This window comes from uncultured Roseibium sp., assembly GCF_947496995.1.
Classification (GTDB): Bacteria; Pseudomonadota; Alphaproteobacteria; order Rhizobiales; family Stappiaceae; genus Roseibium.
On record NZ_CANMFD010000001.1, the window covers coordinates 879,867 to 903,055 of the forward strand.

Consider the following 23,189-nt stretch of genomic DNA (forward strand, 5'->3'; position numbering starts at 1 on the left):
CTCATGAATTGGTAGGCTCATGACAGAAACATCTTTCGACAAGCGCAGCCTAGTCGAACAGATCGGGCATCCCCTGACCGCCGACGCTTCGGCTGGGTTGGCCCCGACCGGAGTGCCACCGGTGATGCGTATGGTGGTCGGCCTCGACCCCGCTCCGGTTCTCCTGACACCGACCGACCTCGAAACGCTGGGCGATCCGTTCGCGCGCCTGATCCTACGCCGGGACGAGCGCCCGATGACCGTGGATGCCCTGCTGGAGCGGTTTGACGTTCTGTCCTCCGAGGCGACGCTAGCTGACGCCGCCGTTCGCGACGAAAAGGTCTTTCTGCTTGGCGAGGGCGGGCAGATCCCGTTCACCCCTGCCACTGCGGCGTTGAACCGCGCGCTGCGTTTTGTCGTCGCGCGAACGGGTCCGAACGACCGGCTCATCCTGATGAGCGTCGATGACCGGCCCTCGACCGTCACCGGGCTATTGCAGGTGCTGTCGTGGGACCCTGGCAAGGGCGCCTACAATTTCTACCAGCGCCGCGACGGTGTCTGGTTCTATTCCGGGGACGGCACTCATGCGCTGGAGCCGCCGACCCGGGGGCGCGGGCCGTTCGACGGCCACGTCAACGGTTCTTTGGTCATGAAGGAACTGCGCGCACCCTGGCTGCACTGGAACAGCCAGTCGGTCCCGATCCCACCCGAGGCCTTCGCGCCGGGCCACCCGATCCTAGGTCACCGGCTGATGGCGCATCCGGACGGGGCGGAGGTTCTTGAGCTCGACATCATCCAGCCCGGTATCGACCGGTGGATTGAGGCACGGTTTGATCGTGCCATCCAAGGCGGCACCCTCAAGGCGGCCGACACCTTCCTGCGGCAAGTGGTGCAAACCACGACCGTGAACCTAGTGGCCTCGGACCGGGAATTCCGAGAGGTGGCTGCCGGGGTCCGCGTCAACGTTCCGCCCGAAATCCTGCTCAACATCGAGGCATGGACCCATCTGCTGGACCCGCTGACGATACGCGGGCGCGTCCAAGTCGATGGCGGCCACCTGTTGCGGGCCATCGACGATCTGGGCATCGCGCTGGAAGACCCGGCTGCGGGCTTTCGCCAGCCCGGCGAGGCTTTCTTCGCGCTGGCCTGTCCGTCGCCCGCATTCGAGGACCTGAGCACCATCCTTGCGCTGATCGACCGGGGCGTCCTTAGCGCGGGACTGGTGCGCGCGATCCTTGCCGTGGACTTCAGCAATCCGGTCCAGTCCTCGCGCCGCGCCGGATTTTTGCGGCACATGCCAAGGGCCGGGGCCCTTGGCACTGGGGCAGGGTCCTGCGAGGCCCAGATCCTCGACGCGTTCGCCGCCGAGGCCGCCGCCCGCCCGTCGTCGGATGAGGCGCGGGTTCTGGATTGGCTTGCCACGGGTGACGACGCGGCTCAGCGCGCACGGATCGGGGCAGAGATCGCCGCCTACTACGAAGCCGCCAAGCAACGCATGCAGACCGAACAGTGCGTACGCGACCTGATGCGGCTGATCGTTTCGCGCCGGCGCTATTTCCGGACGCTCGGCGTTTCCGAATTTGCGCTGACGCTGCCTGTCGACGCGCTGCCCCCGGACGCGGCGCCGGTTATGATGGCCCCGGACGCCACGATCTTTGAAGCACCTGATCTTGTTGGATAACTGATTGGAGGACATACCGATGGCATTCACGTTTACCGCCACTGGCGACCTGACCGAAATGAACACCGGCGCCGCTGCGGATTGGCATGCTGAGGTCAGCGGATACTTCAACGCATCGCGCAATCCGCCACCGTTTTCCTTTGCTGGGTCCCGCAACCAGTTCTTCAACCCGGCGGACGGAGTCGAGGCCGATGCCGTCGAAAAGGACATCGGCTGGACGGCGTTTCCCCGACCGCTGACCATTTCCTCGGCCACCGATGAGGAACGCTGGTTCCTGGCCGAGGAAAGCCGCTTCGAACAGGTCGAGTACTGCGAATGGAGCACCACCCGCGATGCCAGCGGCAAGGTGATCAAGATCTCGTTCACCTGCGAGGACCGCAATTACTTTCGCGCACTGTTCCGGCACCAGCCCGATGTCGTTCTGTCCCTGTACCGCGAGCACGTGTCGCCGGATGTCCAGATGTCCGACCTGGTGGACGGGTTGGGCAACTACGTGCCGGCGAACCGCTGGAACGCCAACAGTTCGGACGGCGCCATGCACATGATCGGGCAGCCCAACACGATCGGCGCAGCAGTCGAGCTTGTGGCCGGGGCCTGCGTGGTGCGCAGCAATCCAGACGGCACACTGAAGACCGGCGCGCGGGAGCTGATCCTGTGCGGACGCTACGGCGATGCCGAAAGGCACAGCGATCCGACCATCGGCGCAGAGGTCAACGAACTGGCGCGCGCCGGACACGTCATCGCGATGGCAAACCCGCCGCAACTGGCCTTCGAGTCGATTTCCTTCTCCGGCTGGGACGTGCCGGACGGCGTCGCGCCCGAGCACTGCTGGACCCACACGCGCGGTGCAGACGGTCGGGCCGTGCGCGGCGTTCTGGAAGCCCCCGAAGGCGCCTCGTTCGTCGTGGGCGACATCCGGATTAACGGCAAGGTTATTCGTTTTGGCGGGCAGGTGGCCGACGGCATCCGGATCAAGGTCACCGGACTCGCGCACAGGCTTGGACAGGCGACAATCGAGGCTGAAACCGGCTGCCTTGGCGATCCGGTATTTGGTGCCGCAGGTGGCGCCACCCCAACGCCGACGCCCGCAGCCGGTCAAGTGAACCGTTTTCGCAGGATTTGACCGCGAATCGTGCCGGTTGGTTCGACCAGCATTCCAGACACCAGACCGACCCTCGGGGGCACACATGCTGACATCCATCGCCATCTATCCGCCACTGGCTTTTGCCCGCGTCGGGTCTTCCGATACCCCCTGCGCGGCCTATTCCTGGCGTTCGGCCAAGTTGTCGCCAGACCAACCCGCATCGACGACCCTTCAGCCCGAAGATACGCTGTCACTAGCGGCGGACGGAATCGTGAAGTCATATGTGCCCAACGAAATTGTGCTAAAGGACCCCGAAGGTGCTTTCCGCCCGGTCTGCCCGTTCTTCGAGCTTTGGGGCACATGGGAGGAGAACGGAACCGAGGTCGAAGGCGCACTTACGCCGGATATCCTGTCGCGCTTCGGACTGTCGCTGAGCGACGTGACGTGGAGCGTGGATGTCGGCAACCTGAAGCCCTATCACGTCACGCAGCGTGATGGTGACCGGATCAACGCAAGGCGCACGATTGCCGGGGAGGACACCGCACGGCACGAGATCTTCGGCAAATCGCCCGAGGTGGCCCAGCCGCTGGTCAGGCATCCCGACGGAATCCCGATGGGCGCGGTGCAACTGTCAAAGCCCGATGACGCCTTTCCTGAGCTGCGGTTGCGTTTCTATGCGCCAAAGGGGGTCATCTATGGACCGCCGGACATCGACACACGTATCGACGTCGCGCTCGCGTCCAATCCCGACCAGGAAGGTGCGATCCTGCCCTGGCGTGATTTGGTCGTGCCACCTGACCGTCACAGGGTGAACCCCAACTCCTCGTGGGCAACCCATGATCTGGACGCTACCGATGTGCCGCCACTGGGACCCGGCGACGGGCGGTTGAATCCGGGCGGGCTAGTCGCTTCGATCCTGAGCCGGGTGATCGGTCTGGTGGACGATGTGGGCGACGGGCTGATCTCGTGCCAGATCGGTGACCTGGCAGCCCATGCCCGCATCGCCGTCGGCCCGCCGGATTTCGCACCTATGAACCGGCCGGTCGTGTCGCTTCAGGACGGGTTGAGCGACCGCGAAATCCGTGCCTCGGCCCGCGACGGAACGATTTCCGACGACGAATTGGAAGCAATCGTTGCCGATATTTTCGAGCGCGCGCTCGAAACTTCGGACCTGATGAACAAGGACGCGCAGAACTACCGTGCGCGTCTTACCAATCTCAATGAATACACCGGTCCGACAGGCGGCAACCTGGATCTCCCCAACCCGTCTCCGGCCTTCGAAGCCAGCCCGCACCGGACGCTGTGGCCCACGATCGATGAACAACTTTCGGCCAGTCCGGCCTACCCGGTGACACCTCAAAACGTGGACGCCATGCCGGTGACAATGGTGGGGCAACGCAAGCACCGCCGCTACAACGCCATTGAATACTTTCGCGACAGGCTGCGAGAAGAGCCAGACCTGATCGAAAAATGGATCCGTATCCCGCGCCCGCCGGAGCGGTTCTACGACCGGCGGATGCCTGCCCTAATGCGCGGTTCGGACCGGAACGCAATGCATCTGACCCGGCGGCAGTACGAGTTGATCCAGCTTTGGGCGAAGCGGCAGGGAGACAGCGCATGACCGACCTTCATCCCTTCCGCAGCCCGCATGGCGCGCATGTGCTGCTGGTCGATGGCAGCCGTATCTACGACGTCGACGAGGATAGCTATGCGGAGGCGGCTGTCGGTAAGGTTCCTGCCGGGCTGCGCGATGCTGTCAGGACTCAATATGTCGACGAGACGGCCTACCGTCCCGGCGGGCTACGCGCGCTGTCACTGAACGTCGCGCAGGGCTGCAACATGAGCTGTAGCTATTGCTATGCGGACGAAGGTCGGTTTGGTGCGCATGCTCGCCTGATGTCGGTCGATATGGGGCGCATGGCGGCCGAGCGTTTTCTCAACCAGGTGCCTCCCGGCCAAGATGCGGTCCTCGGTTACATGGGCGGCGAGCCGTTGCTCAACGCACGGGTGCTGCACGAGGTCACCCGTTTTGCGGCGGACCTTGCGGCGCGGCGGAATATCTCGTTGCGCTTCTCGGTGACCACGAACGGTACACTACTTCGGGACGAGGACATCACCCTGCTCGGGGACTTTCCCTTCAGTGTTGCGATCAGCCTTGACGGCGGACGCGCCACAAACGACGCACAGCGCCGTCTGCGAAATGGTCAAAGTGCCTATGACCGGACCGTCGAGGGCATCCGCAAGCTGACCTCTGCCAAGCGGCGTCCGCGCCATGTCTCCCTTCGGGCGACCGTGACGCCGCGCTCGGGCGAGTTGCCTATGATGCTGGAGGACATGTTCGCGCTGGGCGTGGACGAGGCGGGCTTTGCCCCTGTACTCGCCTCGCCAGATCCGAAAGACATGTTCGACGCTGCGGATTTCGACCGTTTCCTGACCGGCATGATCGCCTGCGGAGAACGCGCGGTCGGCGCGCTTTCAGACCGGCAGCGCTTCCCGTTTTCAAACTTCGAAACCGCGCTGGGGGAAATCCACCGCGGCAGCCACCGCCCCTATCCCTGCGGCGCTGCGGCCGGCTACGCGAGCGTTAGCGCAGAGGGCGGGCTGTTCGGCTGTCATCGCGCCATCGACGACCCTGCCTTCGCCATCGGTTCGATCGAGGACGGCGCCGACCGCGAGGCGCAGCGCGATTTCCTGGAACGTCGACACGTACTACAGCAAGAGCCGTGCCGGACCTGCTGGGCACGCTTTCTATGCGGCGGCGGCTGCCACCAGGAGGTGCTGGCGCGGGGCCGGGTCGGATGTGACTATATCCGCGGTTGGCTGGAATTCTGCCTCTCGGCCTATGCCGACCTGTCCAGCCGCATTCCCGATTATTTCGATGAGCCCGAGACCTTTTTCAAGGACCAGAGCGTGGAGCCTTTCCAGTGAGCGAAAACCTGACAAACCGAAAGATCCTGCCCCGCAACCTGACCGCCCGAGCCGACAAATGGGTGCGGGGAAATCCGGTCACCGTCCGCCCCGAAAGCGGCGTGGACAATTGCTACCCCGGGCTCGAATTCGACCAGCGCAACCTAGACAAGCGGTTCTTTCCCGGGCTGGAGTTCGAATTTCACGGCATCTTTCCACCCCTGCAGATCTCGATTCCTCCGCTTCTGCGGAGCGTCAGCAATGAGAAGGCCGGGCGCGACCTGCCAATCGAACAGGCCGATGTCGGCCAGTCCTTTGACAAAACTATCTACCTGTGGGCGGTCTGGGGAACCTTCGGCACCATGACCGGTCCGCAGCGGCGGGTAGAGCGGTTTTCCGGTCTGGATGGAACCGGCGGCCTGTCCGCTTGGCGCGTGGTGCATGACCTGGAACCCGGCCCCATCGCCCTGCTGCTGGCCCGGCGCGCTGCGGAGGGTGGCATTGACCTCGATGCGGCATCCACACTGGAGGCTGAGACCGCCTTGCAGAGCGGGCAAGACCTGGTGCGGCGTGAGAACGACAGGCTCGTGTTTGCCGTCCTTTCCGGCGAGCGGGCCGAATACTTGGTGGACGGCGTCATCAACCCGGACCTCTATGAAGTGGGTGATCTGTCCCGCAGTCTCTGTGCGCCTTGGCAATACGACTTCACTGACTGCGGCTGTTTCTACTGGGCCTCGAACAAGCCCGACCTCGTCGCGCTCAACGCCGAGGGACCGCAGCTTTACAACTTTCAGCGCGCTGTGCGCGGGCCGGGGCAGGAACGTCCCGTCGCGGAGGTGCTGGATGACCGGACCGGGCTGCTAACCTTTGCGATACGCGACTTTAATCCGGGCGGCTGGTCGACCCGCGAGCCGGAATTTCCCGGTCACGTGATGAACTACCAGGCCCTGCTCAACGATTGGGAAGTTCTCAACCCTGTCTTCGACCACGCCGAAAGCCCCAGATTCACGCCGGAACCTGCAACGAAACTGCCGCCGGCGGATGTCCTTCCCAGAGCTGAAGTGTTGCGCCGTCTTCGCTACCTTGCGACGGTTGAGCACGGACTGATGGTTGAGTACCTCTATGCGCATTACTCGGTTGACGCCCCGAGGACGATCCCCGGCACGGATCTCGTTCCGGCGCGCAACTTCGACATTGCCCGGTCGGTCCTCAGCGTTGCTATAGATGAAATGCGCCACTTCCGCTGGGTCAACGAGATCCTCCGCGAACTTGGCCATTCTATGGAACTTGGCCGTGTCGGCATGTTCGAGGATCTTGACGGCGATGCACGCTTCATCTCGCATGATTTCGCCCTGAAGCCCCTGAGCGCGCCGCAACTCGACTGGTTCATCGACGTCGAACGCCCTTCAGACCAGGTCGATCCCGACAAGGCGGGTGACACCATCGACGGTCTTTATACGCGGCTTTTGCTATCGATTCGGCAAGGCACGGATTTCAGCGAGGACGAGCGGGCAAGGCTCTTGCACCTGATCAAGTTGATCATCGACGAAGGGTTTGACCATTTCACCCGGTTCTCAAACGTAAGGGTCGCCCTCGCCGGCATTCCGGCCGGGTCGTGGTTGAGGGCTGCCATGCCGGAAAATCCGCGGCCGCTTGCGGATGGGCACCCCGCCAAGGTGGCCGAGATCGTCGCTGACCGCGCCTATTCGACCGTGTTGTCCGCCCTTGGGATCGTGTTCTCCATGTCCAATTCCCATGCCGGCGATTTCCTGCAGGCGGCCCGCTATGCCATGTATGCCCTCGATGATGCCGCACATGAGGTCATCACGCTGGGTGGCGCGCCCCTGTTCACCTTGCCGGAGACCGGAGACTTGCTGGCCGGGCCTAGCTTCGCGACGGCAAGCGGGACACCCGAGGACAGGTTGCGGACCTCGCTGGTCGCGCCGATGGAAACGGTTCTTGACGACTTGCGCAGCAGCGGCAGCGGCGCGGTGGCGGATTCCATGCAGAAACACTATGCGCGGATGATCGAAGAAATGGCGCGGCTGATGTGATGCCTGTACCGATGACCGTCGAGGGGGCCGGCCTTGGGGCCGTCGCGGCAGCGGCAAGCCTTTCGCGTGCGGGGCACCCGGTGGTGGCCCCGGACCTTTCAGAGGCGGTCGCGGGCGGCCCTACCCTCGTTCTGAACGAAAAGACGCTGTGGATGATCGGCAACCTCTTCGGGCCTGAACTCTTATCTGGCATCGTGGCCGATGGGATCGCGATCAGGCACCGCAGACTGCGCTGGCACAGCGATCGGTTCGAGAACCTTCCCGAAAAGAGCCTGTCGGTCGACGCGGCCCGGCTGGCCAGCCGACTTGGCAGGACGATTCCCGCGGCTGGGGACGGTCCGTGTCTGACCGTTCGCGCGCGGGGACGGCGGGCCAACCCGGGCATCGCGGCCCGCCCGCTTGCGGCCTACGTCTGGGATCTACCCGTTTCGTCGGACGGCCACCTCGACTGGTGCGCGACGATGACCGTTGGTCAGGGCTGGGCCGCTCTGGCGCCTGCGCCGTTGGGTGGCATCAACCTTCAGGTCTACCTGACCTGCGGGGCAGAGCCGGAGGCGCGCACAAACGGTGCAGAAGTACTGGACTACCTTGGTCTCGATGCCGGGCTGATGCTTGGAAATCCGCCCCGACGCCTCGATGCCTCCGCTCGCCTGGGGACACTGTGGCAGAAAGCAGGTTGTTCGGTTGGGGATGAAGCGCTGGCGTTGGACCCGTTGGTCGGGGACGGCGTCGGACACACGATCCGCGCCGCCCTTTGGGTCTCTTCGCTTTTGGTTGCCGGGGATCTGTCAGATCACATGCGGCGTGAAGTCTATCGCCGCCGCATGATGGACGTCTTTCGCCAACACCAGGAGATCTGCGCGCGATATTATAGGCATTTGGATCAGAGCATCGCTGTGTCGACTGAAACGGGCTGACGTGCCAGGTAATGCACCGGGGATTGCTGTGGTCTGTATGAGAAACAAGCTATCCCATTATATCGGAAGCAAATTGTCCCGGGGGCGCTGGGCCGTTTTTTAAACTTCGGCCCCGTTTCCAGTCTGTCCAGCGAGACCTTGAAATGCGCCGTTCTCAGATCCGCAGGAAAGGCTATGCGATCCGGATCAGATGTAATCCCCCATTTTCATGGGGGCAAGGTCGTAGAATTTACGCGGCCATTCTCAGCTTCTGGGCAGGCGTCATTCCGCCGTTGCCCGTGTTGGGGCGCCCGTTATTGTATGACCAGAGACACTCGGTGGCAATCTGCTGTACCTCCTCGAGAATGTAAATTTCGAGGAGGTCGCCGTCGGTATCACCCCTTTCATCGAAACCTATAACACCCGTCGCCTGCACTCTGCCCTGGGGGATCTCAGCCGCGCCCAGTTCGAAGACTGCCACTCCGGAGCCTTAGTCAAAACCGCCGCCTGATCCTGTCCACCCGCAGGGGCGCACTTCAGGCGAACGGCAGGTTTGTCCGCACGCTGCTGGGTGCGAGCTCCCTGGATGAAAGGGCCACTTCTCCCGCACGGCAGCTCGCGTCGAAGGAGAAGATTGGGCTAAAACCTGCCATTACCCGCGTAGATTCCAAAGGTCGGCTATGGGCCGAAAGCAATATCTAGGCAGCATTGATTTGAGTCTGCTTAAGGGTCTTGGTTCCCGAAACCTGCCAGTTCGCTCCCGGCCCCGAACCGGTCATCCGCTCAAATCACAGCGAACGACCTTCTCACACCCTCACCCCACCGCAGAAATACTATGCAGATGCACATCGTGTCCCGAATGTTTCTTCAGGATGTCCGTGGCGCGTTGTTCGTGTGCCGGGTTCCAGGTGCGCACCCACAGCAAAAGGCCGCCGTATTCGAGCTGTTCCTGCAGATGCTGCGCGGAGTGGTTGCCGACGAGTTTGGCCAGGATGCCGCCGATGACACCGCCCGCGCCGCCGGCAAGGGCCGCGCCGCTGATGATCTTGGCCTGTAGCTTCCGCCCGGGTGCGGCTCAATCCGCTGTCTGCGGTCAGTTCCGGGCCGCACCCTCCGGTCGCCTGCTTCGAGCCAACGGGAAATGGCGGCACTTCAGCCGGGCGCGATGAAGCGTTCCAGTTTGCCCAGAGTTTGCTGTCCAAGTTCCACTGCTCCGAAGCCTTTCGCATCCTGAAACTCGGCCGCCGTGGTGAAGACCATCCCCAGGGTAACCTTGGTCGCCCCGTCCTGCTCCTCGAACGAGGCCCAGGCGTCGGCGTGCTTGGGTCCGTTCTCGCCCCATAGCAGCGTGTAGCCGATCCTCTCGCCGGGCCGGACTTCATTATAGAGATGGTGGTTCGGGAAGACCGTGCCGTCAGGGGCGATCATATCGAATACCCATTCGCCTCCCGCACGCAGGTCAATCCTTTGAGTGCGACAGGAAAAGCCATCCGGTCCCCACCATTGCGGCAGCGTTTCAGGGTTCATCCACGCGCCCCACACCACGGACCGCGGTGCCCGGATCACCCGTTGCAGCACCATGGTCCGTTCTGCGACACCCGCGAGGTTGTCCAGACCGGCGCCGAAGCCCTCCCGGTAGCCTGCCGCCATGTCCTCGGCCAGTGACGAAAGCTGCACCGTCAGGACCAGCCGGCTGCGCTCCTGCGTTCCAGAGATTTCCGCCGTCACCAGCGCAGCCGATTGCGTCACGCCTTCGGATGAGATCACTTCGTAGTTGACGCTGAGCAGCTCCGGCTGCAACTCCAGCCAGCCGCATTCACTTCGCACGTCCGGGAAGCCTTCCACCTTGCAGAGCGAGATCTCTCGGCCACCCACCCTGGTATCGGCCTCCAGAAACTCAACGGTCACCGCGGGCGAGGGCGCAGCCCACACCGCCCGCGCCGCCGGGTCCGTCCAGGCATTCCAGAGCACCTGGGTCGGCGCGGCCACCTCCCGCCGGAAGGTGAGTGTCGCGAAACGGTTCCCGCCTGCATCCGCGGAAGCGTCGTTTGAAGCGCTGTGCTGTGTCATTCTTCGCTGTCCTTCATCACATCCATCACAAATGCGTCCAGCCGGTCGAGCCGTGCCTCCCAGATGGCCCTGTGTTCATCGAGCCATGAGCGCACCGGGTCCAGAGCCTCGGGCACGATGGCGCACGTCCGGATCCGCCCATCTTTGGAAGTGGTTATCAATCCTGCTTCCTCCAGTACGGAAAGGTGGCGCATCACCGTGGGGAGTCGCAGTCCAGTGGGTTCCGCCAGCTCCGTCACCCGCGCAGGAGTTTCGGCAAGCCGGGTCAGGATCGACCGGCGTGTCGGGTCAGCCAGGGCATGGAAAAGGAGCGAAAGATCCGGATCATACTTAGTCATGTGACTAACTATTACAGATGCCGATAAAGATGCAAGAGAAAACTTTGCCGATCGGCTAAGTTTTTCCGTCAAGCTGTGTCGAATTCCTGGAGCAGACGACTTCGCTATCCGGACTTTTCTGACCGGAGCGCCCTAATTCACTCTGCATATTTCAAACAGCTGTTGCAGACGGCTGCGAAATTTGGTGGCAGGGGGTTGAGCCTTAGGGGCGGGGGAGTGGGCGAAGCAGGATTCGGTTTCTGGTTCGAATAATGTTCAATCCGGCAGGACAAGATTTATGGCGTCGAGTTCGGGGAACCGAAGCGGCGGTCGATCACGATGGGACCCAAGCGAGCCGTGTCACCTGGCATGGTCACAGCTTCGCCGCTTGGCTCAGACTCTCCCTGATCTCACACCCTCACCCCACCGCAGAAATACTATGCAGATGCACGTCGTGTCCCGAATGTTTCTTCAGGATGTCCGCGGCGCGTTGTTCGTGTGCCGGGTTCCAGGTGCGCACCCACAGCAAAAGGCCGCCGTGTTCGAGCTGTTCCTGCAGATGCTGGGCGGAGTGGTTGCCGACGAGTTTGGCCAGGATACCGCCGATGACACCGCCCGCGCCGCCGGCAAGGGCTGCGCCGATGATGGTGGCGGCCATGGTGCCGCCGGAGGCGAGGATCACTCCGGCTGCTGCGCTGGCGGCGACATAAAGCGGCACGCCGATAAGCGCGCCTTCCGCGTCACCGGTCGTTTCCGTGGAGACATAGGAGCAGCGGGCGGCCTTGGGGTCGTCCTCGAGGTCGGTAACTTTCCTGTAGGCGTGGCCGAGCTTTTCCTCCACCGCATGTTCGCCCGCCAGCAGGCTGAGTTCGGCGCGGTTGAAGCCGGAGACCAGCAGCTCGTCGATGGCTGCCTGCAAGGCTTCGGCGGTGTCGAAATAGCCGACCGCTTCGCGGATGTTGTAGGTCGATTGCGTTGAGGTCATTGTCGTTCCGTCTCTCGATGCCTGGTGTTGAACCGGTCAAACGGCCGTTCTGTCTTGTCCGTCGGACTCGGTGCAAGGCGGAGAAAGGTCGTTCGTTTCCGCAAGGATCAGAGCACCCGGCAGGCAAACTTTCATTGACGCGCATCAAACGCCCTGCGCGGCTCAAAGCTTCCGGAACTGCGGCGCGCCGTCGCCGATCTCGTAATAGCCGGCCTTGTCCTTGACGAAGATATGCTTGCCGGTGGTCAGACCGTCCGCCGTGTCCAGGCAGCCGGCCGCGATGGCGATGTTGTCCTCGCCGTCCATCCGGTAGAACAGGCTGGAGCCACAGGCCTTGCAGAACCCCCGCTCGGCGAAATCGGAGGAGCGGTACCACGCCAGGCCCTCGTCGCAGGTAAAGCGGAGCGTGCCGGCGGGCGCGACGGTGCTGGCCCAAAGGTGTCCGCTCGTGCGCCGGCACTGGCTGCAATGGCAGACCGTCACCGTGTCCCGGACCGCATTCACCTCGAAGGCGACACTGCCGCACTCGCATCTTCCTGTAATCATGGTCGCTTTCCATCCGTCTTCATATGGGAGGCCACAGTCAAGACCTTCAGAAGCCTGTTATGATTTCAGGCCGGAATTCGGTTCTCTTGCCGTCACTGCCTGACCTGTCACGGTCGGAGGTCAGCACGATGTCGGCGGCGGCTTTGCCGATTTCCCGTCGGGGCGTGCGGGACGTGGCTATCTTGACCGGCAGGCTTTCGACGAGATCGAGCCCGTTAAATCCGGCGAGAACGAGTTTCCCCGGCACGTCGATGCCGGCGGCGATACAGTGAAACGCGCCTCCGACTGCCAGATCGTCATTCGAATAGTAGATGCAATCCAGCTCGGGATGGTCCTGCAGGATTTGCGCCGTGAGGTCGCGGCCCGCCTTGACGGAGGAAACGCCGTTGCCTGTCTGCGCGGCCACAAGCGCGAGGCCCTTCGCCGATAGTGCGGCTTCAAACCCCGTGAACCGTTTTCGGGCACGCGTGTCCTTGTCGAGATCGCTGCCGACAAAACCGAACCGGCGGCGCCCCTTGGCGATCATGGCATCGGCCATTGCCTCACCGGCAGCCTTCTGGGACAGCCCGACACAGGCATCGACCGGTGTGCCGTCAACATCCATGATCTGGACCACGGGGATATCGGCGTTTTCCAGCAGCCGCAGCGTGTCGTGCGGCTGATCGAGCCCGGTGATGATCAGACCGGCGGGGTTCCAGGAGAGCATGTTGCGGATGATCTCGTATTCCCTGTCCGGATCGTACTCGGTGACACCGAACACCGGCTGCATGCCGCTGCCTTCCAGGCCTTCGGCAATTCCCGAAAGCACTTCGGCGAAGACGATGTTCATGAGGCTTGGAACAACGACGCCGATCAGGTCGGAGCGCTGGCTGGCCAGCGACATCGCCAGGTGATTGCCGACGTATCCGAGTTCTTTCGCCGCCCGGCCGACTTTTTCCAGGCTCGATCTGGACACGTCACCGGCCCCCCGCAGGGCGCGCGATGCGGTCATCTTGCTGACCCCCGCCGCAGCGGCGACGTCACTCAGGGTTTTTCTTTTTTTCATGGCCTTGGCATCAATCGGGCAATGGTCCGGGCGCTGAACGCATCTGTCATTCCAAATGAAGTAAGCCCTCTGGCCATTGAAAGCAAACCTCATGAGCATTGACAGAAGCCGGATTATCATGGCACTGGTACCGATACCGGTACCGATATCATCTACCGGACCACCGAAGAGCGACTGAAGGCACGATGCTTTCGTCACGCAACTTTGACGGTGACTGTGAAAGTGGTCGCCGATGGGAGGAAAAATGAAGTCATACAAGTTCAAGTCCGCTATTTTTTGCGGCGTCGTAGCTGCCGGTGCGTTGATCGGCGGCACGGCAATCGCACAGGAATACCAGTGGACGTTCCAGACCTCGGCCCAGGCCGGCGACAACTTCTTCCCCATCGAGGAAGAATGGGCCGAACGGGTTGGCGTCATGTCGGGCGGCCGCATCGAAATCACGGTCGTTCCGGTGGGAACGGTCGTTGCGCACAACGAAACCCTCGAGGCTGTGGGGTCCGGTATCCTGCAGGGTCACATAACGGACCCGTCCTACTTCTCCGGCAAGGATCCGGCTTTTGCCATGCTGGGCAACCTGGTGGGCGCGTGGTCCGCGCCGCAGCAGATGTTCAACTACATGAACTACGGCGGCGGCCATGAACTGTTCAACGAATTGGTGAACCCCTACGGACTGGAGTTCCTCGGTGCGTCCGCGACCGGCGTTGAGGCTTTCTTGTCCACGAAGCCGATCAACGGCGTTGCGGATCTCAAGGGCATCAAGATGCGCGCGCCGGAAGGCATGGTTCAGGAAGTGTTCGCAGCTGCGGGCGCAGCGCCTGTGAACCTGCCTGGTTCCGAGGTCTACACGGCTTTGGAAAAAGGCGTCATCGACGCGGCCGACTACACCGTCTTTTCGACGAACCATGCGCAGGGCATGCACGAGTTCGCCAACTACCCTCTCTATCCCGGCTTCCATTCCATGCCGGTGATCGATGTGTCGATGAACAAGGCGATCTACGATGACCTTCCGGAAGACCTGAAGGCGATCCTCGAAGTCTCCGTCCGTGATTTCGCCCAGGATATGGTTGCACGGCTCGAGGCAGCGAACGCCATTGCGGTCGTCGAAGCCACTGCTGATCCGAACATCACGATCATCAACTGGTCCGACGAAGAGCGTGCAAAGTTCCGTGCGATTGCCCAGACACAATGGGCCAATTGGGCAGAGCGCTCCGAAATGGCGGGCAAGGCCTACAAGAGCGTCACGGACTACCTGACCTCCACCGGTCTGCTCGCCAAGTAACTCAGGCACGCACTTGATTTGGGAAGGGGCTGTTCCAGCCCCTTCTTTCTCATTAAAGATCACGTCCAGCGGCTTGGGAGGGCGACATGTCACAAGAGAACACGGCGATGACCGCGGATGAGATCGAGACTCAGCTCGACGCTCTCAAACGCGCTCACGAGGAAGACAGTGCCGGCGCTCAGACCGCGCTTGACCGCAAGATCATTTCCTTCGGTGGTGCGTTCAGTTTCCTGTTCGCGATTGCCACCATCGTGTCGATTTACGAAATCGTCATGCGCTATTTTTTCAATGCGCCGACAATATGGGCGCATGAAACCGTGATCGCGCTGATTGCCGTCTGTTACCTGTACGGCGGAATGCAGTGTTTGGCAGCTGACAAGCACATTCGCATCGGTCTGATCTATTTCGGTACCAGCGGCGGAACGCGTCGTCTTTTGGACTTCGTCAACGCGCTGCTTGCGCTTTTCTTTGCGCTGGCCATTGCCTACGCGGCCTACACAATGGTCGAAAAGTCGTGGTGGACGCCGCAAGGCGACCTGCGGCTTGAACGGTCGGGGTCGGCGTGGAACCCGATCACACCGGCACTGGTCAAGTTGGGACTGTTCATCACGGCAGGCGTTCTCGCCATTCAGTCCCTTGGGCATCTGTGGGTTGCCTATAAAGGCACGGGCTATCGTCAGGCGGCATCCGAAGCTCCGGGCAAACTTGCGGTGCTGGGCATCGCGGCCGTTTTCTGCCTCCTTGCCATCGGGGGATATTTCCTGTTCACCGAGGGCCGTTCGCTCGGTATCGAGACGGGGTCCCTCCTGCTGGTGGGCAGCATCATGGTGCTGATCCTCACGGGTATTCCCCTGGCGTTCGTGACAGGCCTGATCGCCATCCTCTTTACAATGGCCTGGTTCGGCACCTCGGGCGTACCGCTCGTCTCCAGCCGCATCTATTCCTTCGTGAACGAATACGTCCTGGTGGCGATCCCGATGTTCGTTCTGATGGCGTCTTTGCTGGACAGGTCGGGCATGGCCCGGGATCTTTATGACGCGATGCGACTTGTGGCGGGTCGGCTCAAGGGGGGTGTTGCCATCCAGACCCTCGTCGCAGCCGTATTCCTGGCTTCCATTTCGGGGATCATCGGCGGAGAGATCGTTCTGCTGGGCCTGATCGCCCTGCCACAGATGCTGCGGCTGGGCTACAATCGCGCCCTGGCCATCGGCACTGTCTGTGCCGGAGGTTCTCTCGGCACGATGATCCCGCCTTCGATCGTCCTCATCGTCTATGGACTGACGGCCAGTGTGTCGATCGGCGATCTCTTTCTCGCGACGGTCGTGCCGGGCGTGATGCTTGCCGCGTTCTACATTGTCTACATCTACACACGCTGCACTCTGGACCCCACGATAGCTCCTGGTATTCCCGAAGAAGAGCTGTCCATGCCGATGAGCGAAAAGCTCCGGAAAATGAAGGGGATCATTCTGCCCGTCCTCGTGGCGTTCACCGTGCTGGGTTCCATTTACGGCGGCGTCGCATCGGTGACGGAAGCCGCCGCGATGGGTGTTGTTGGCGTCTTCGCTTCGGCATGGATTCGCAGGGAAGTCTCATGGGAGTTGATCACCAGCAGCCTCAAGCAGACGCTTGAAACCTGCGGCATGATCATCTGGATCGGCCTTGGTGCAGCGGCCCTTGTGGGGGTTTACAACCTGATGGGCGGCAATCGTTTCATCGAAAGCACGATCCTCGACAGCGGCGCGTCCCCCATGGTCATCGTTCTGATCATGATGGGCATCCTCATCGTGCTCGGCCTGTTCATGGACTGGATCGGCATCGCGCTGCTGACCATGCCGATCTTTGTGCCGATCATCATAAAACTGGGCATGGACCCTGTCTGGTTCGGCATCCTGTTCGCGATGAACATGCAGGTCAGCTACCTGTCGCCCCCCTTCGGACCCGCGGCGTTCTATCTGAAATCGGTGGCGCCCAAGGATATGTCCCTGTCGGAAATTTTCCGCGCATTGTTACCGTTTATCGCGATCCAGCTGGTCGCCCTGATGCTTGTTCTGTTCTTCCCGGACCTGGCACTCTGGCTTCCGGCCTGGGTGAAAGGAGGCTGAGATGACTGACCATACAAAGCTGACCCGGAACGTTGCCGCAATAGGCCTCGGCTCCATGGGCTACGGGATCGCAATGTCCGCCCTGCGCGGCGGACACGCGGTCTGGGGCGTGGACATCAATCAGGAACAGATGCAGCGGTTTGCAGGCGAGGGCGGACAGACAGGCGCTCTGCAGGAGGTTGCGGACAGTCTGGATACTGTGATTGTCACCGTCCTCAATGCGGCCCAGGCAGAGACGGTCCTGTTCGGTGCGGACGGCATCGTGCCCCACCTGAAAGCCGGCGCCGCCCTCCTGTGCTGCGCCACCGTGCCGCCTGCCTTCGCCAGGGACATGGCCGCCCGCTGCGCCGGCCACGGCGTGCATTATCTCGATGCGCCCATTTCAGGCGGCTCGACAAAGGCGGCGCAAGGCGAGCTGACGATCATGGCCGCCGGCGCACCCGAGGCCTTTGCAGCCCTGCGCCCTGTTCTGGACAGCATCGCGGAAACCGTCTTCGAACTGGGCGATGAAGCCGGCGCGGGCAGCGCCATGAAGGCGGTCAATCAGCTGCTGGCGGGCGTTCATATCGCCACCATGGCGGAGGCCCTGACCTTCGGTATGACCCAGGGCGTTGCCCCGGACAAATTCGTCGAGGTCATCAGCAAATGCGCCGGGACAAGCTGGATGCTTGAAAACCGCGCGCCGCATATCGTGGCCGGAGACTATACTCCGCACAGCCAGGTCAACATCTGGCCCAAGGACCTTGGCATTGTCATGGACATCGCAAGGTCGGCAAGTTTCAGTGCCCCGATTACGGCGGCAGCGCTGCAGCAGTTTCTGGCGGCCGCCGGGATGGGCTTGGGCAGCGAGGACGATGCTGCCGTGGCCAAGGTCTATGCGCGTAATGCAGGGCTCACCCTGCCGGGAGAAGCATGATGCTGCTGGGATGTATCGGCGACGATTTCACGGGGTCCAGCGATCTGGCCAACACACTGGCGAAGGGGGGCATGCGCACGGTGCAATATACCGGCGTGCCCGACGTTCCGGCAGGGGATGATGTCGAGGCCGGTGTGGTCGCTCTCAAATCCCGCTCCATCGCTCCGGCCGACGCCGTGGCCCAGTCGCTGCAGGCTCTGGAATGGCTGAAGGCACAGGGATGCGAGCAATTCTTTTTCAAATACTGCTCGACCTTCGATTCCACGCCCGAGGGCAATATCGGCCCGGTGGCGGATGCGCTGGCCGAGGCGCTTGATGCTCACAAGGTGATCGTCTGCCCGGCGTTTCCCGGCACGGGCCGGTCCGTCTATCAGGGCTACCTTTTCGTGAAGGACCGGTTGCTGAACGAGTCGGGCATGCAGAACCATCCATTGACCCCCATGACGGACCCCGACCTGCGCCGCTGGCTCGCCCCGCAGACGCGCTATACGGTGGGTCATATCCCGACTGAAACGGTGTTTGCCGGCGCGGAAGCGATTTCCCGGTCCCTGGAGGAGGAGCATCGCGCGGGCCACCGCCATATCGTCGTGGACGCCATTCGCGATGAAGATCTGATCGAGATCGGCCGGGCGGCCAAGGGACTGCCGCTGGTCACCGGCGGCTCCGGTGTTGCCTTGGGACTGCCCGCCAATTTCGGCGCCGTGGCATCCGAAGCGCCCTGGACCGGGCAGTCCGGAAAATCTGTCGCCCTCTCCGGCTCGTGCTCTGTGGCCACAAGAGGCCAGGTCGCGCATCACGCCGCCCGGCATCCGGCGCGCGAGATCGTTGCGGCAGATGTCATCGAGGGGCGCCTGACGCCCGAAGAGATCGCCACATGGCTTGTCGAGACCGATGGCCTGCCACTGGCCTTCAGTTCAGCCGATCCGGAGGCTGTGGCCAGGGTTCAGGCGACATACGGACGGGAGCGGTCTTCTGAGGCGCTGGAAAGCTTTTTCGCCAGGGTGGCAGCGCTGGCTGTTGCCGGTGGCGCGACCCGCGTCATTTCGGCCGGTGGCGAAACATCGGGAGCGGTCGTGGAAGGGCTGGGCCTGACGACGCTGGAGATCGGGCCGGAAATCGATCCCGGCGTCCCGGCCCTGCGGGCACGGCGCAACCTCGTGGTGGCATTGAAGTCCGGAAACTTCGGGACAGAAGATTTCTTTGAAAAAGCCGACAGGGCGCTGGCAGGCACGTCATGACGGAAGCCGGGCTGCGCGAACAGATATGCGTTCTGGCGAAGTCGCTTTTCGACCGGGGCCTGACCCATGGCAGCACGGGAAACATTTCCGCGCGCACCAGGGACGGCGGTTTGCTGGTCTCTCCGACCGGAAGCTCCTTCGGACGGCTGGACCCGGGTCGCCTCAGCCGGTTCGACAGCAAGGGTATCCTGATCGACGGCGACAAGCCGACCAAGGAGATGCCCCTGCACAGCGCGTTCTATGAGACCCGCTCGACAGCCGGTGCCGTTGTTCACCTCCATTCCTGCCACTCTGTCGCCCTGTCGCTGATGCCGGATGTCGATGAGGATAACTTCCTTCCGCCGTTGACGCCTTACGGGATCATGAAGCTCGGCAAGGTGAAACTGCTGCCCTTCTTCCTGCCGGGCGATCCTGCAATGGGCGATGCGGTGCGCGGTCTCGCCGGAAAACGCTCTGCCGTTATGCTGGCGAACCACGGTCCGGTGGTCGCCGGCAAGGATGTCGAAGCGGCCTGCAATGCCATCGAGGAGCTCGAGGACACGGCCCGGCTGACGATGCTGACAAGAGGCCAGCATCCGCGCTGGCTGTCCGATGATCAGGTCAGGGCTCTTGTCACCCAATTCAACATCGAGTGGGACTGAGCAGTCGATGCAGTTTTCCGCAAATCTTGGGTTCCTCTGGAACGAGCTCCCGCTGCCCGAGGCGATCGTTGCGGCCAGGGATGCCGGCTTCGACGCCGTTGAATGCCATTGGCCCTATGATGTTCCGGCAGATGAAGTCAGGGCTGCCCTGAAACAGACAGGTCTGCGCATGCTGGGCCTCAACACACGGCGCGGCGACATATCGAACGGAGACAACGGTCTTTGCGCCATCCCCGGACGGGAAACCGAGGCCCGCGCCGCGATTGACGAAGCCATCGCCTATGCCCGTGCCATCGACACGCCGAACATTCACGTCATGGCCGGATTTGCGGAAGGTGAAGAGGCGCACTCGACCTTTGTGGAAAATCTGCGCTATGCCTGTGACAAGGCCGCCGCAGGCAACATCACCATCCTGATCGAGCCGCTGAACCCTTATGACGCGCCGGGCTATTTTCTGTCGGATACGCGGCAGGCCGGCGAAATCATCGCCGAGGTGGCAAAAGCCAATCTCAAGCTGATGTTCGATTGTTATCATGTCGGCAGAACCGAAGGGGACGTGCTCGGCAGGCTGAGAGAATGCCTGCCGCTGACCGGCCATATACAATTCGCCTCCGTTCCGGACCGCGGCGCCCCGGATCATGGCGAGGTCGATTACAAGACGGTGTTCGCGGAGATCGCAGCCCTGGGCTGGAGCGCGCCCCTGGGCGCTGAATACAAGCCGGTAGAGAAGACGGAAGCGACCCTGGGCTGGCTGGCTTCGGCCTGATTGCCGCCAAAGTATCCACGCATCAAACCGTCGTCAGCAGCCAGTCCCGGAACGCGGCCACCGGGCGGGTGAGCGTGCGTGTCGGAGAGCGGACGAACCAGTAGCCGGTGTCCAGTTCGACGCGGGGCCAGTCCGGCATGACGAGGTGACCGGCATCAAGTTCCTGGGAGACAAAGCGCCGGTCGATGACGATGGCGCCCATGCCGGCGATGGCCGCCTGGATGGCCAGATCGCGGCTTTGCAGAACCATGCCGGATGTCGTGTCGCCATGGTCCAGACCGGCTTTTTCCTGCCAGACGTTCCAGTCGTTGCGCCGCGAAGCGCTGTGAAGCAGTCGGAAATCGTTCAGGATGGAAGGATCTTCAGGGTCCTTGCCGTTCAGGAGGCCTGGTGCGACGGCGACGGCAAGGTGTTCCTGCCACAGGAGCCGGCTTTCCACGCCCGGCCAGTTGCCGGTGCCGAGGCGGATGACGCAATCGTAGTTTTCCCGGTCGAGGTCGATCATGCGCGTGGACGCCGACAGCAGCAGTTCCACATCCGGCTGGATGGTCTGGAACTGCGGCAGGCGCGGGATCAGCCAGCGGGTGGCGAAGGTCGATACCGTGCTGATCCTGAGTTCCGTCCGCCCGCGCCGTTTGAAACTGTCGACGGCCTCTTCTATCCGGTCGAAGGCATCGCCCATGCTCAGCGCCAGCCGTTGGCCTTCCTCCGTCAGGCTCAGGCCGCGGCCGTCGCGGTTGACCAGCGTCGCGCCCAGCTCGCTCTCCAGCTTGCGCATCAGATGGGACAGGGCCGAAGGCGAGACGCCCAGTTTTTCAGCCGCCAGCGCCGCCCGGCCGTGGCGGGCGAGCAGGGAAAAGGCATGAAGTGCGCGCAGGGATGCCATGGAGCAAGTTCCGGACTATTGAATTTTATTCAATAATGGATCGTGCGGTACATGTCGAGTTGGAGGTCCGGCTGAGCTATCCGAGGGCGCCGAGAACCGCCTTGAGAAAGCCGGTCAGGTCGTCGGTGACGAAATCGACATGGGGGTAAGGCTCGTCTTCCACGTCCCAGGTTTCCCTGAACACCTCGCCCGCACTCTGCGGTACGATCAGCGTCGTGCACATGCCGAGCTGATGCGGTACGATCAGGTTCTTCGAAAGATCTTCGAACATGGCCGAGCGCGCGGAGGAAATACCGGTCCTGGCCAGAAACCTGTCGTAGGTCTCCCGGTTGGGCTTGGGGATCAGGTCGGCTTCGACAATGCCGAAGATATCCTCGAAATGATCGGAGATGCCAAGGGCTGCGGCGGTGCGTTCCGCGTGCGGCCGATCGCCGTTGGTGAAGATGAACTTCCGGCCCGGCAGGGCCTCGATGGCATCCCCCAGCTCCGGGTTCGGCGCCAGGCCCGAATAGTCGATGTCATGCACGAAGCGCAGATATTCGTCCGGATCGATCTCGTGCCGCTTCATCAGTCCGCTCAGCGTTGTGCCGAACTCGTGATACAGCGCCTTTTGATGCGTCATCGCTTCTTCGCGCGGCAGGTGCAAGGTCTTCTCGACATAGCGCGCAATCTGTTCGTCGATTTGCGAAAACAGGTCGGCGTCATGCGGATAGAGCGTGTTGTCCAGGTCAAAGACCCAGGCTTCGATGCCCTTGAAGACACGAAGGTCGCGCCTGTGCGCTTGCGGGCCCTCGTGGGGCAGGGGGCGTTTTCCGGTCACGGGCGTATCAGGGTTCCCGCACCGCCATCGGTGAAGAGTTCCAGAAGAACCGCATGCGACACCTTGCCGTTGAGGATGACGACCCCTTCGACGCCCTGGTCCAGCGCCTCGATGCAGGTCTCGACCTTGGGGATCATGCCGCCGGAAATCGTGCCGTCGGCCATCAGCTCGCGGGCCCGTGCCACGGTGAGCTGCTTGATGAGATTGCCGTCCTTGTCCAGAACGCCGGGGACGTCGGTCAGGAACAGGAGGCGCGTGGCGTTGAGCGCTCCGGCGATTGCCCCGGCGCAGGTATCGGCGTTGATATTGTAGGTCTCGCCGTCACTCCCCGGCGCGACGGGGGCCACCACCGGAATGATGTCTTCCTTCAGAACCAGCCTGAGGACTGTCGGGTCGACGCTTTCCGGTTCGCCGACAAAGCCGAGATCGACGACGCTCTCGATATTGCTGTCCGGATCGACGATCCGGCGCTGCAGCTTGCGCGCGGTGACCAGGTTGCCGTCCTTGCCGCACAGGCCGACCGCCCGGCCGCCCTCGGCGTTGATCATCTGGACGATTTCCTTGTTGATCGATCCGGCAAGCACCATCTCGACAACTTCGACGGTGGCCTTGTCGGTGACCCGGAGGCCACCCTTGAATTCGCTGACGATATTGAGTCGCTGCAGCATCTTGCCGATCTGCGGCCCGCCACCATGCACCACCACGGGATTGACGCCGGACTGACGCAACAGCGTGATGTCCCGGGCGAAGGCCTGACCGAGTTCAAGATCGCCCATTGCGTGGCCGCCGTATTTCACCACGACGGTCTTGTTGTCGTAGCGCTGCATGTAGGGCAGGGCATGGGCGATGATTTGGGCGCGGCTGGTCATTTCAGGCGTGATCATGGACTTGAGATACTCTGCGTGGCTGAGAAACGTCTCGCGAAAGAGACCTGCTATAGCCGGTTTGACGGGTCTTCACAATCGGCAGCCGGGAAG

The 23,189-nt window shown here is 62.5% G+C and carries 21 protein-coding genes and 1 pseudogene; 13 read left to right on the forward strand and 9 right to left on the reverse strand.

Annotated elements, in window-relative coordinates:
• The first annotated feature begins 19 nt into the window (after window positions 1-19).
• The 6 genes from Q1B40_RS03955 to Q1B40_RS03980 all read left to right on the forward strand — a co-directional run bounded on the left by Q1B40_RS03955 (window position 20) and on the right by Q1B40_RS03980 (window position 8,622).
• Window positions 20-1,660: a hypothetical protein gene (locus Q1B40_RS03955; protein WP_299810314.1), complete on the forward strand. Its 1,641-nt coding sequence runs from the start codon at window positions 20-22 to the stop codon at window positions 1,658-1,660.
• A gap of 19 nt (window positions 1,661-1,679) precedes the next feature.
• Window positions 1,680-2,783 (forward strand): hypothetical protein, encoded by a 1,104-nt coding sequence (locus tag Q1B40_RS03960; RefSeq protein WP_299810317.1) that lies wholly within the window; start codon window positions 1,680-1,682, stop codon window positions 2,781-2,783.
• 64 nt (window positions 2,784-2,847) lie between these two features.
• On the forward strand, window positions 2,848-4,365 hold the full coding sequence (locus Q1B40_RS03965; RefSeq protein ID WP_299810320.1) for a hypothetical protein: 1,518 nt from the start codon (window positions 2,848-2,850) through the stop codon (window positions 4,363-4,365).
• The gene (locus tag Q1B40_RS03970; protein WP_299810323.1) at window positions 4,362-5,672 is read left to right on the forward strand and encodes a radical SAM protein; all 1,311 of its coding nucleotides are present in this window, start codon (window positions 4,362-4,364) and stop codon (window positions 5,670-5,672) included. The genes Q1B40_RS03965 and Q1B40_RS03970 overlap by 4 nt, the downstream gene beginning before the upstream one ends.
• The gene (locus tag Q1B40_RS03975; protein WP_299810326.1) at window positions 5,669-7,705 is read left to right on the forward strand and encodes a ferritin-like domain-containing protein; all 2,037 of its coding nucleotides are present in this window, start codon (window positions 5,669-5,671) and stop codon (window positions 7,703-7,705) included. The genes Q1B40_RS03970 and Q1B40_RS03975 overlap by 4 nt, the downstream gene beginning before the upstream one ends.
• On the forward strand, window positions 7,705-8,622 hold the full coding sequence (locus Q1B40_RS03980; RefSeq protein ID WP_299810329.1) for a hypothetical protein: 918 nt from the start codon (window positions 7,705-7,707) through the stop codon (window positions 8,620-8,622). Before Q1B40_RS03975 ends, Q1B40_RS03980 begins: the two co-directional genes overlap by 1 nt.
• A 229-nt stretch (window positions 8,623-8,851) precedes the next feature.
• On the opposite strand, the pseudogene Q1B40_RS03985 reads toward Q1B40_RS03980, so the two are convergent.
• Window positions 8,852-8,986: pseudogene (locus Q1B40_RS03985) on the reverse strand (IS3 family transposase); the annotation flags it as partial.
• A gap of 450 nt (window positions 8,987-9,436) precedes the next feature.
• On the opposite strand from Q1B40_RS03985, the gene Q1B40_RS03990 reads away from it, so the two are divergent.
• The gene (locus tag Q1B40_RS03990) at window positions 9,437-9,658 is read left to right on the forward strand and encodes a hypothetical protein (RefSeq protein WP_299810332.1); all 222 of its coding nucleotides are present in this window, start codon (window positions 9,437-9,439) and stop codon (window positions 9,656-9,658) included.
• A 95-nt stretch (window positions 9,659-9,753) separates the two neighbouring features.
• Here the strand turns inward: Q1B40_RS03990 and Q1B40_RS03995 are convergent, their stop codons facing one another.
• The 5 genes from Q1B40_RS03995 to Q1B40_RS04015 form a co-directional block, all read right to left on the reverse strand.
• Window positions 9,754-10,671 (reverse strand): SRPBCC family protein, encoded by a 918-nt coding sequence (locus Q1B40_RS03995; RefSeq protein WP_299810335.1) that lies wholly within the window; start codon window positions 10,669-10,671, stop codon window positions 9,754-9,756.
• A complete protein-coding gene (locus Q1B40_RS04000) occupies window positions 10,668-11,009 on the reverse strand; it encodes a helix-turn-helix transcriptional regulator (protein ID WP_299810338.1) in 342 nt (113 codons plus the stop codon). Before Q1B40_RS04000 ends, Q1B40_RS03995 begins: the two co-directional genes overlap by 4 nt.
• Window positions 11,010-11,406: 397 nt before the next feature.
• Entirely contained in the window at window positions 11,407-11,973 is a 567-nt protein-coding gene (locus Q1B40_RS04005) for a hypothetical protein (RefSeq protein ID WP_299810341.1), read from the reverse strand.
• A gap of 162 nt (window positions 11,974-12,135) precedes the next feature.
• A complete protein-coding gene (locus Q1B40_RS04010; RefSeq protein ID WP_299810344.1) occupies window positions 12,136-12,519 on the reverse strand; it encodes a GFA family protein in 384 nt (127 codons plus the stop codon).
• Between the two features lie 46 nt (window positions 12,520-12,565).
• Window positions 12,566-13,564 (reverse strand): LacI family DNA-binding transcriptional regulator, encoded by a 999-nt coding sequence (locus tag Q1B40_RS04015; protein ID WP_299810347.1) that lies wholly within the window; start codon window positions 13,562-13,564, stop codon window positions 12,566-12,568.
• Window positions 13,565-13,808: 244 nt separating this feature from the next.
• Between Q1B40_RS04015 and Q1B40_RS04020 the strand changes: the two genes are divergently transcribed.
• From Q1B40_RS04020 to Q1B40_RS04050, 6 genes are all read left to right on the forward strand, one after another.
• Window positions 13,809-14,843 carry a TRAP transporter substrate-binding protein gene (locus tag Q1B40_RS04020; RefSeq protein WP_299810350.1) on the forward strand — a complete coding sequence of 345 codons (1,035 nt, stop codon included), beginning with the start codon at window positions 13,809-13,811 and terminating at the stop codon, window positions 14,841-14,843.
• A gap of 86 nt (window positions 14,844-14,929) precedes the next feature.
• Window positions 14,930-16,945, forward strand: coding sequence for a TRAP transporter large permease subunit (locus tag Q1B40_RS24700; RefSeq protein ID WP_367279107.1), 2,016 nt, complete (start codon window positions 14,930-14,932; stop codon window positions 16,943-16,945).
• A 1-nt stretch (window position 16,946) separates the two neighbouring features.
• The gene (gene ltnD, locus Q1B40_RS04035; protein WP_299810353.1) at window positions 16,947-17,861 is read left to right on the forward strand and encodes an L-threonate dehydrogenase; all 915 of its coding nucleotides are present in this window, start codon (window positions 16,947-16,949) and stop codon (window positions 17,859-17,861) included.
• Window positions 17,861-19,099: a 3-oxo-tetronate kinase gene (gene otnK, locus Q1B40_RS04040; RefSeq protein ID WP_299812525.1), complete on the forward strand. Its 1,239-nt coding sequence runs from the start codon at window positions 17,861-17,863 to the stop codon at window positions 19,097-19,099. The genes ltnD and otnK overlap by 1 nt, the downstream gene beginning before the upstream one ends.
• Window positions 19,096-19,740, forward strand: a complete 645-nt coding sequence (locus tag Q1B40_RS04045; protein WP_299810356.1) for an aldolase — start codon at window positions 19,096-19,098, stop codon at window positions 19,738-19,740. The genes otnK and Q1B40_RS04045 overlap by 4 nt, the downstream gene beginning before the upstream one ends.
• Before the next feature lie 7 nt (window positions 19,741-19,747).
• Window positions 19,748-20,506 (forward strand): TIM barrel protein, encoded by a 759-nt coding sequence (locus Q1B40_RS04050; protein WP_299810359.1) that lies wholly within the window; start codon window positions 19,748-19,750, stop codon window positions 20,504-20,506.
• A 22-nt stretch (window positions 20,507-20,528) separates the two neighbouring features.
• Here the strand turns inward: Q1B40_RS04050 and Q1B40_RS04055 are convergent, their stop codons facing one another.
• The 3 genes from Q1B40_RS04055 to argB form a co-directional block, all read right to left on the reverse strand.
• A complete protein-coding gene (locus tag Q1B40_RS04055; protein WP_299810362.1) occupies window positions 20,529-21,392 on the reverse strand; it encodes a LysR substrate-binding domain-containing protein in 864 nt (287 codons plus the stop codon).
• Window positions 21,393-21,468: 76 nt separating this feature from the next.
• Window positions 21,469-22,212, reverse strand: a complete 744-nt coding sequence (locus tag Q1B40_RS04060) for a pyrimidine 5'-nucleotidase (protein WP_299810365.1) — start codon at window positions 22,210-22,212, stop codon at window positions 21,469-21,471.
• Entirely contained in the window at window positions 22,209-23,096 is an 888-nt protein-coding gene (gene argB, locus Q1B40_RS04065) for an acetylglutamate kinase (RefSeq protein ID WP_299810368.1), read from the reverse strand. Before argB ends, Q1B40_RS04060 begins: the two co-directional genes overlap by 4 nt.
• Between the last annotated feature and the right edge of the window lie 93 nt (window positions 23,097-23,189).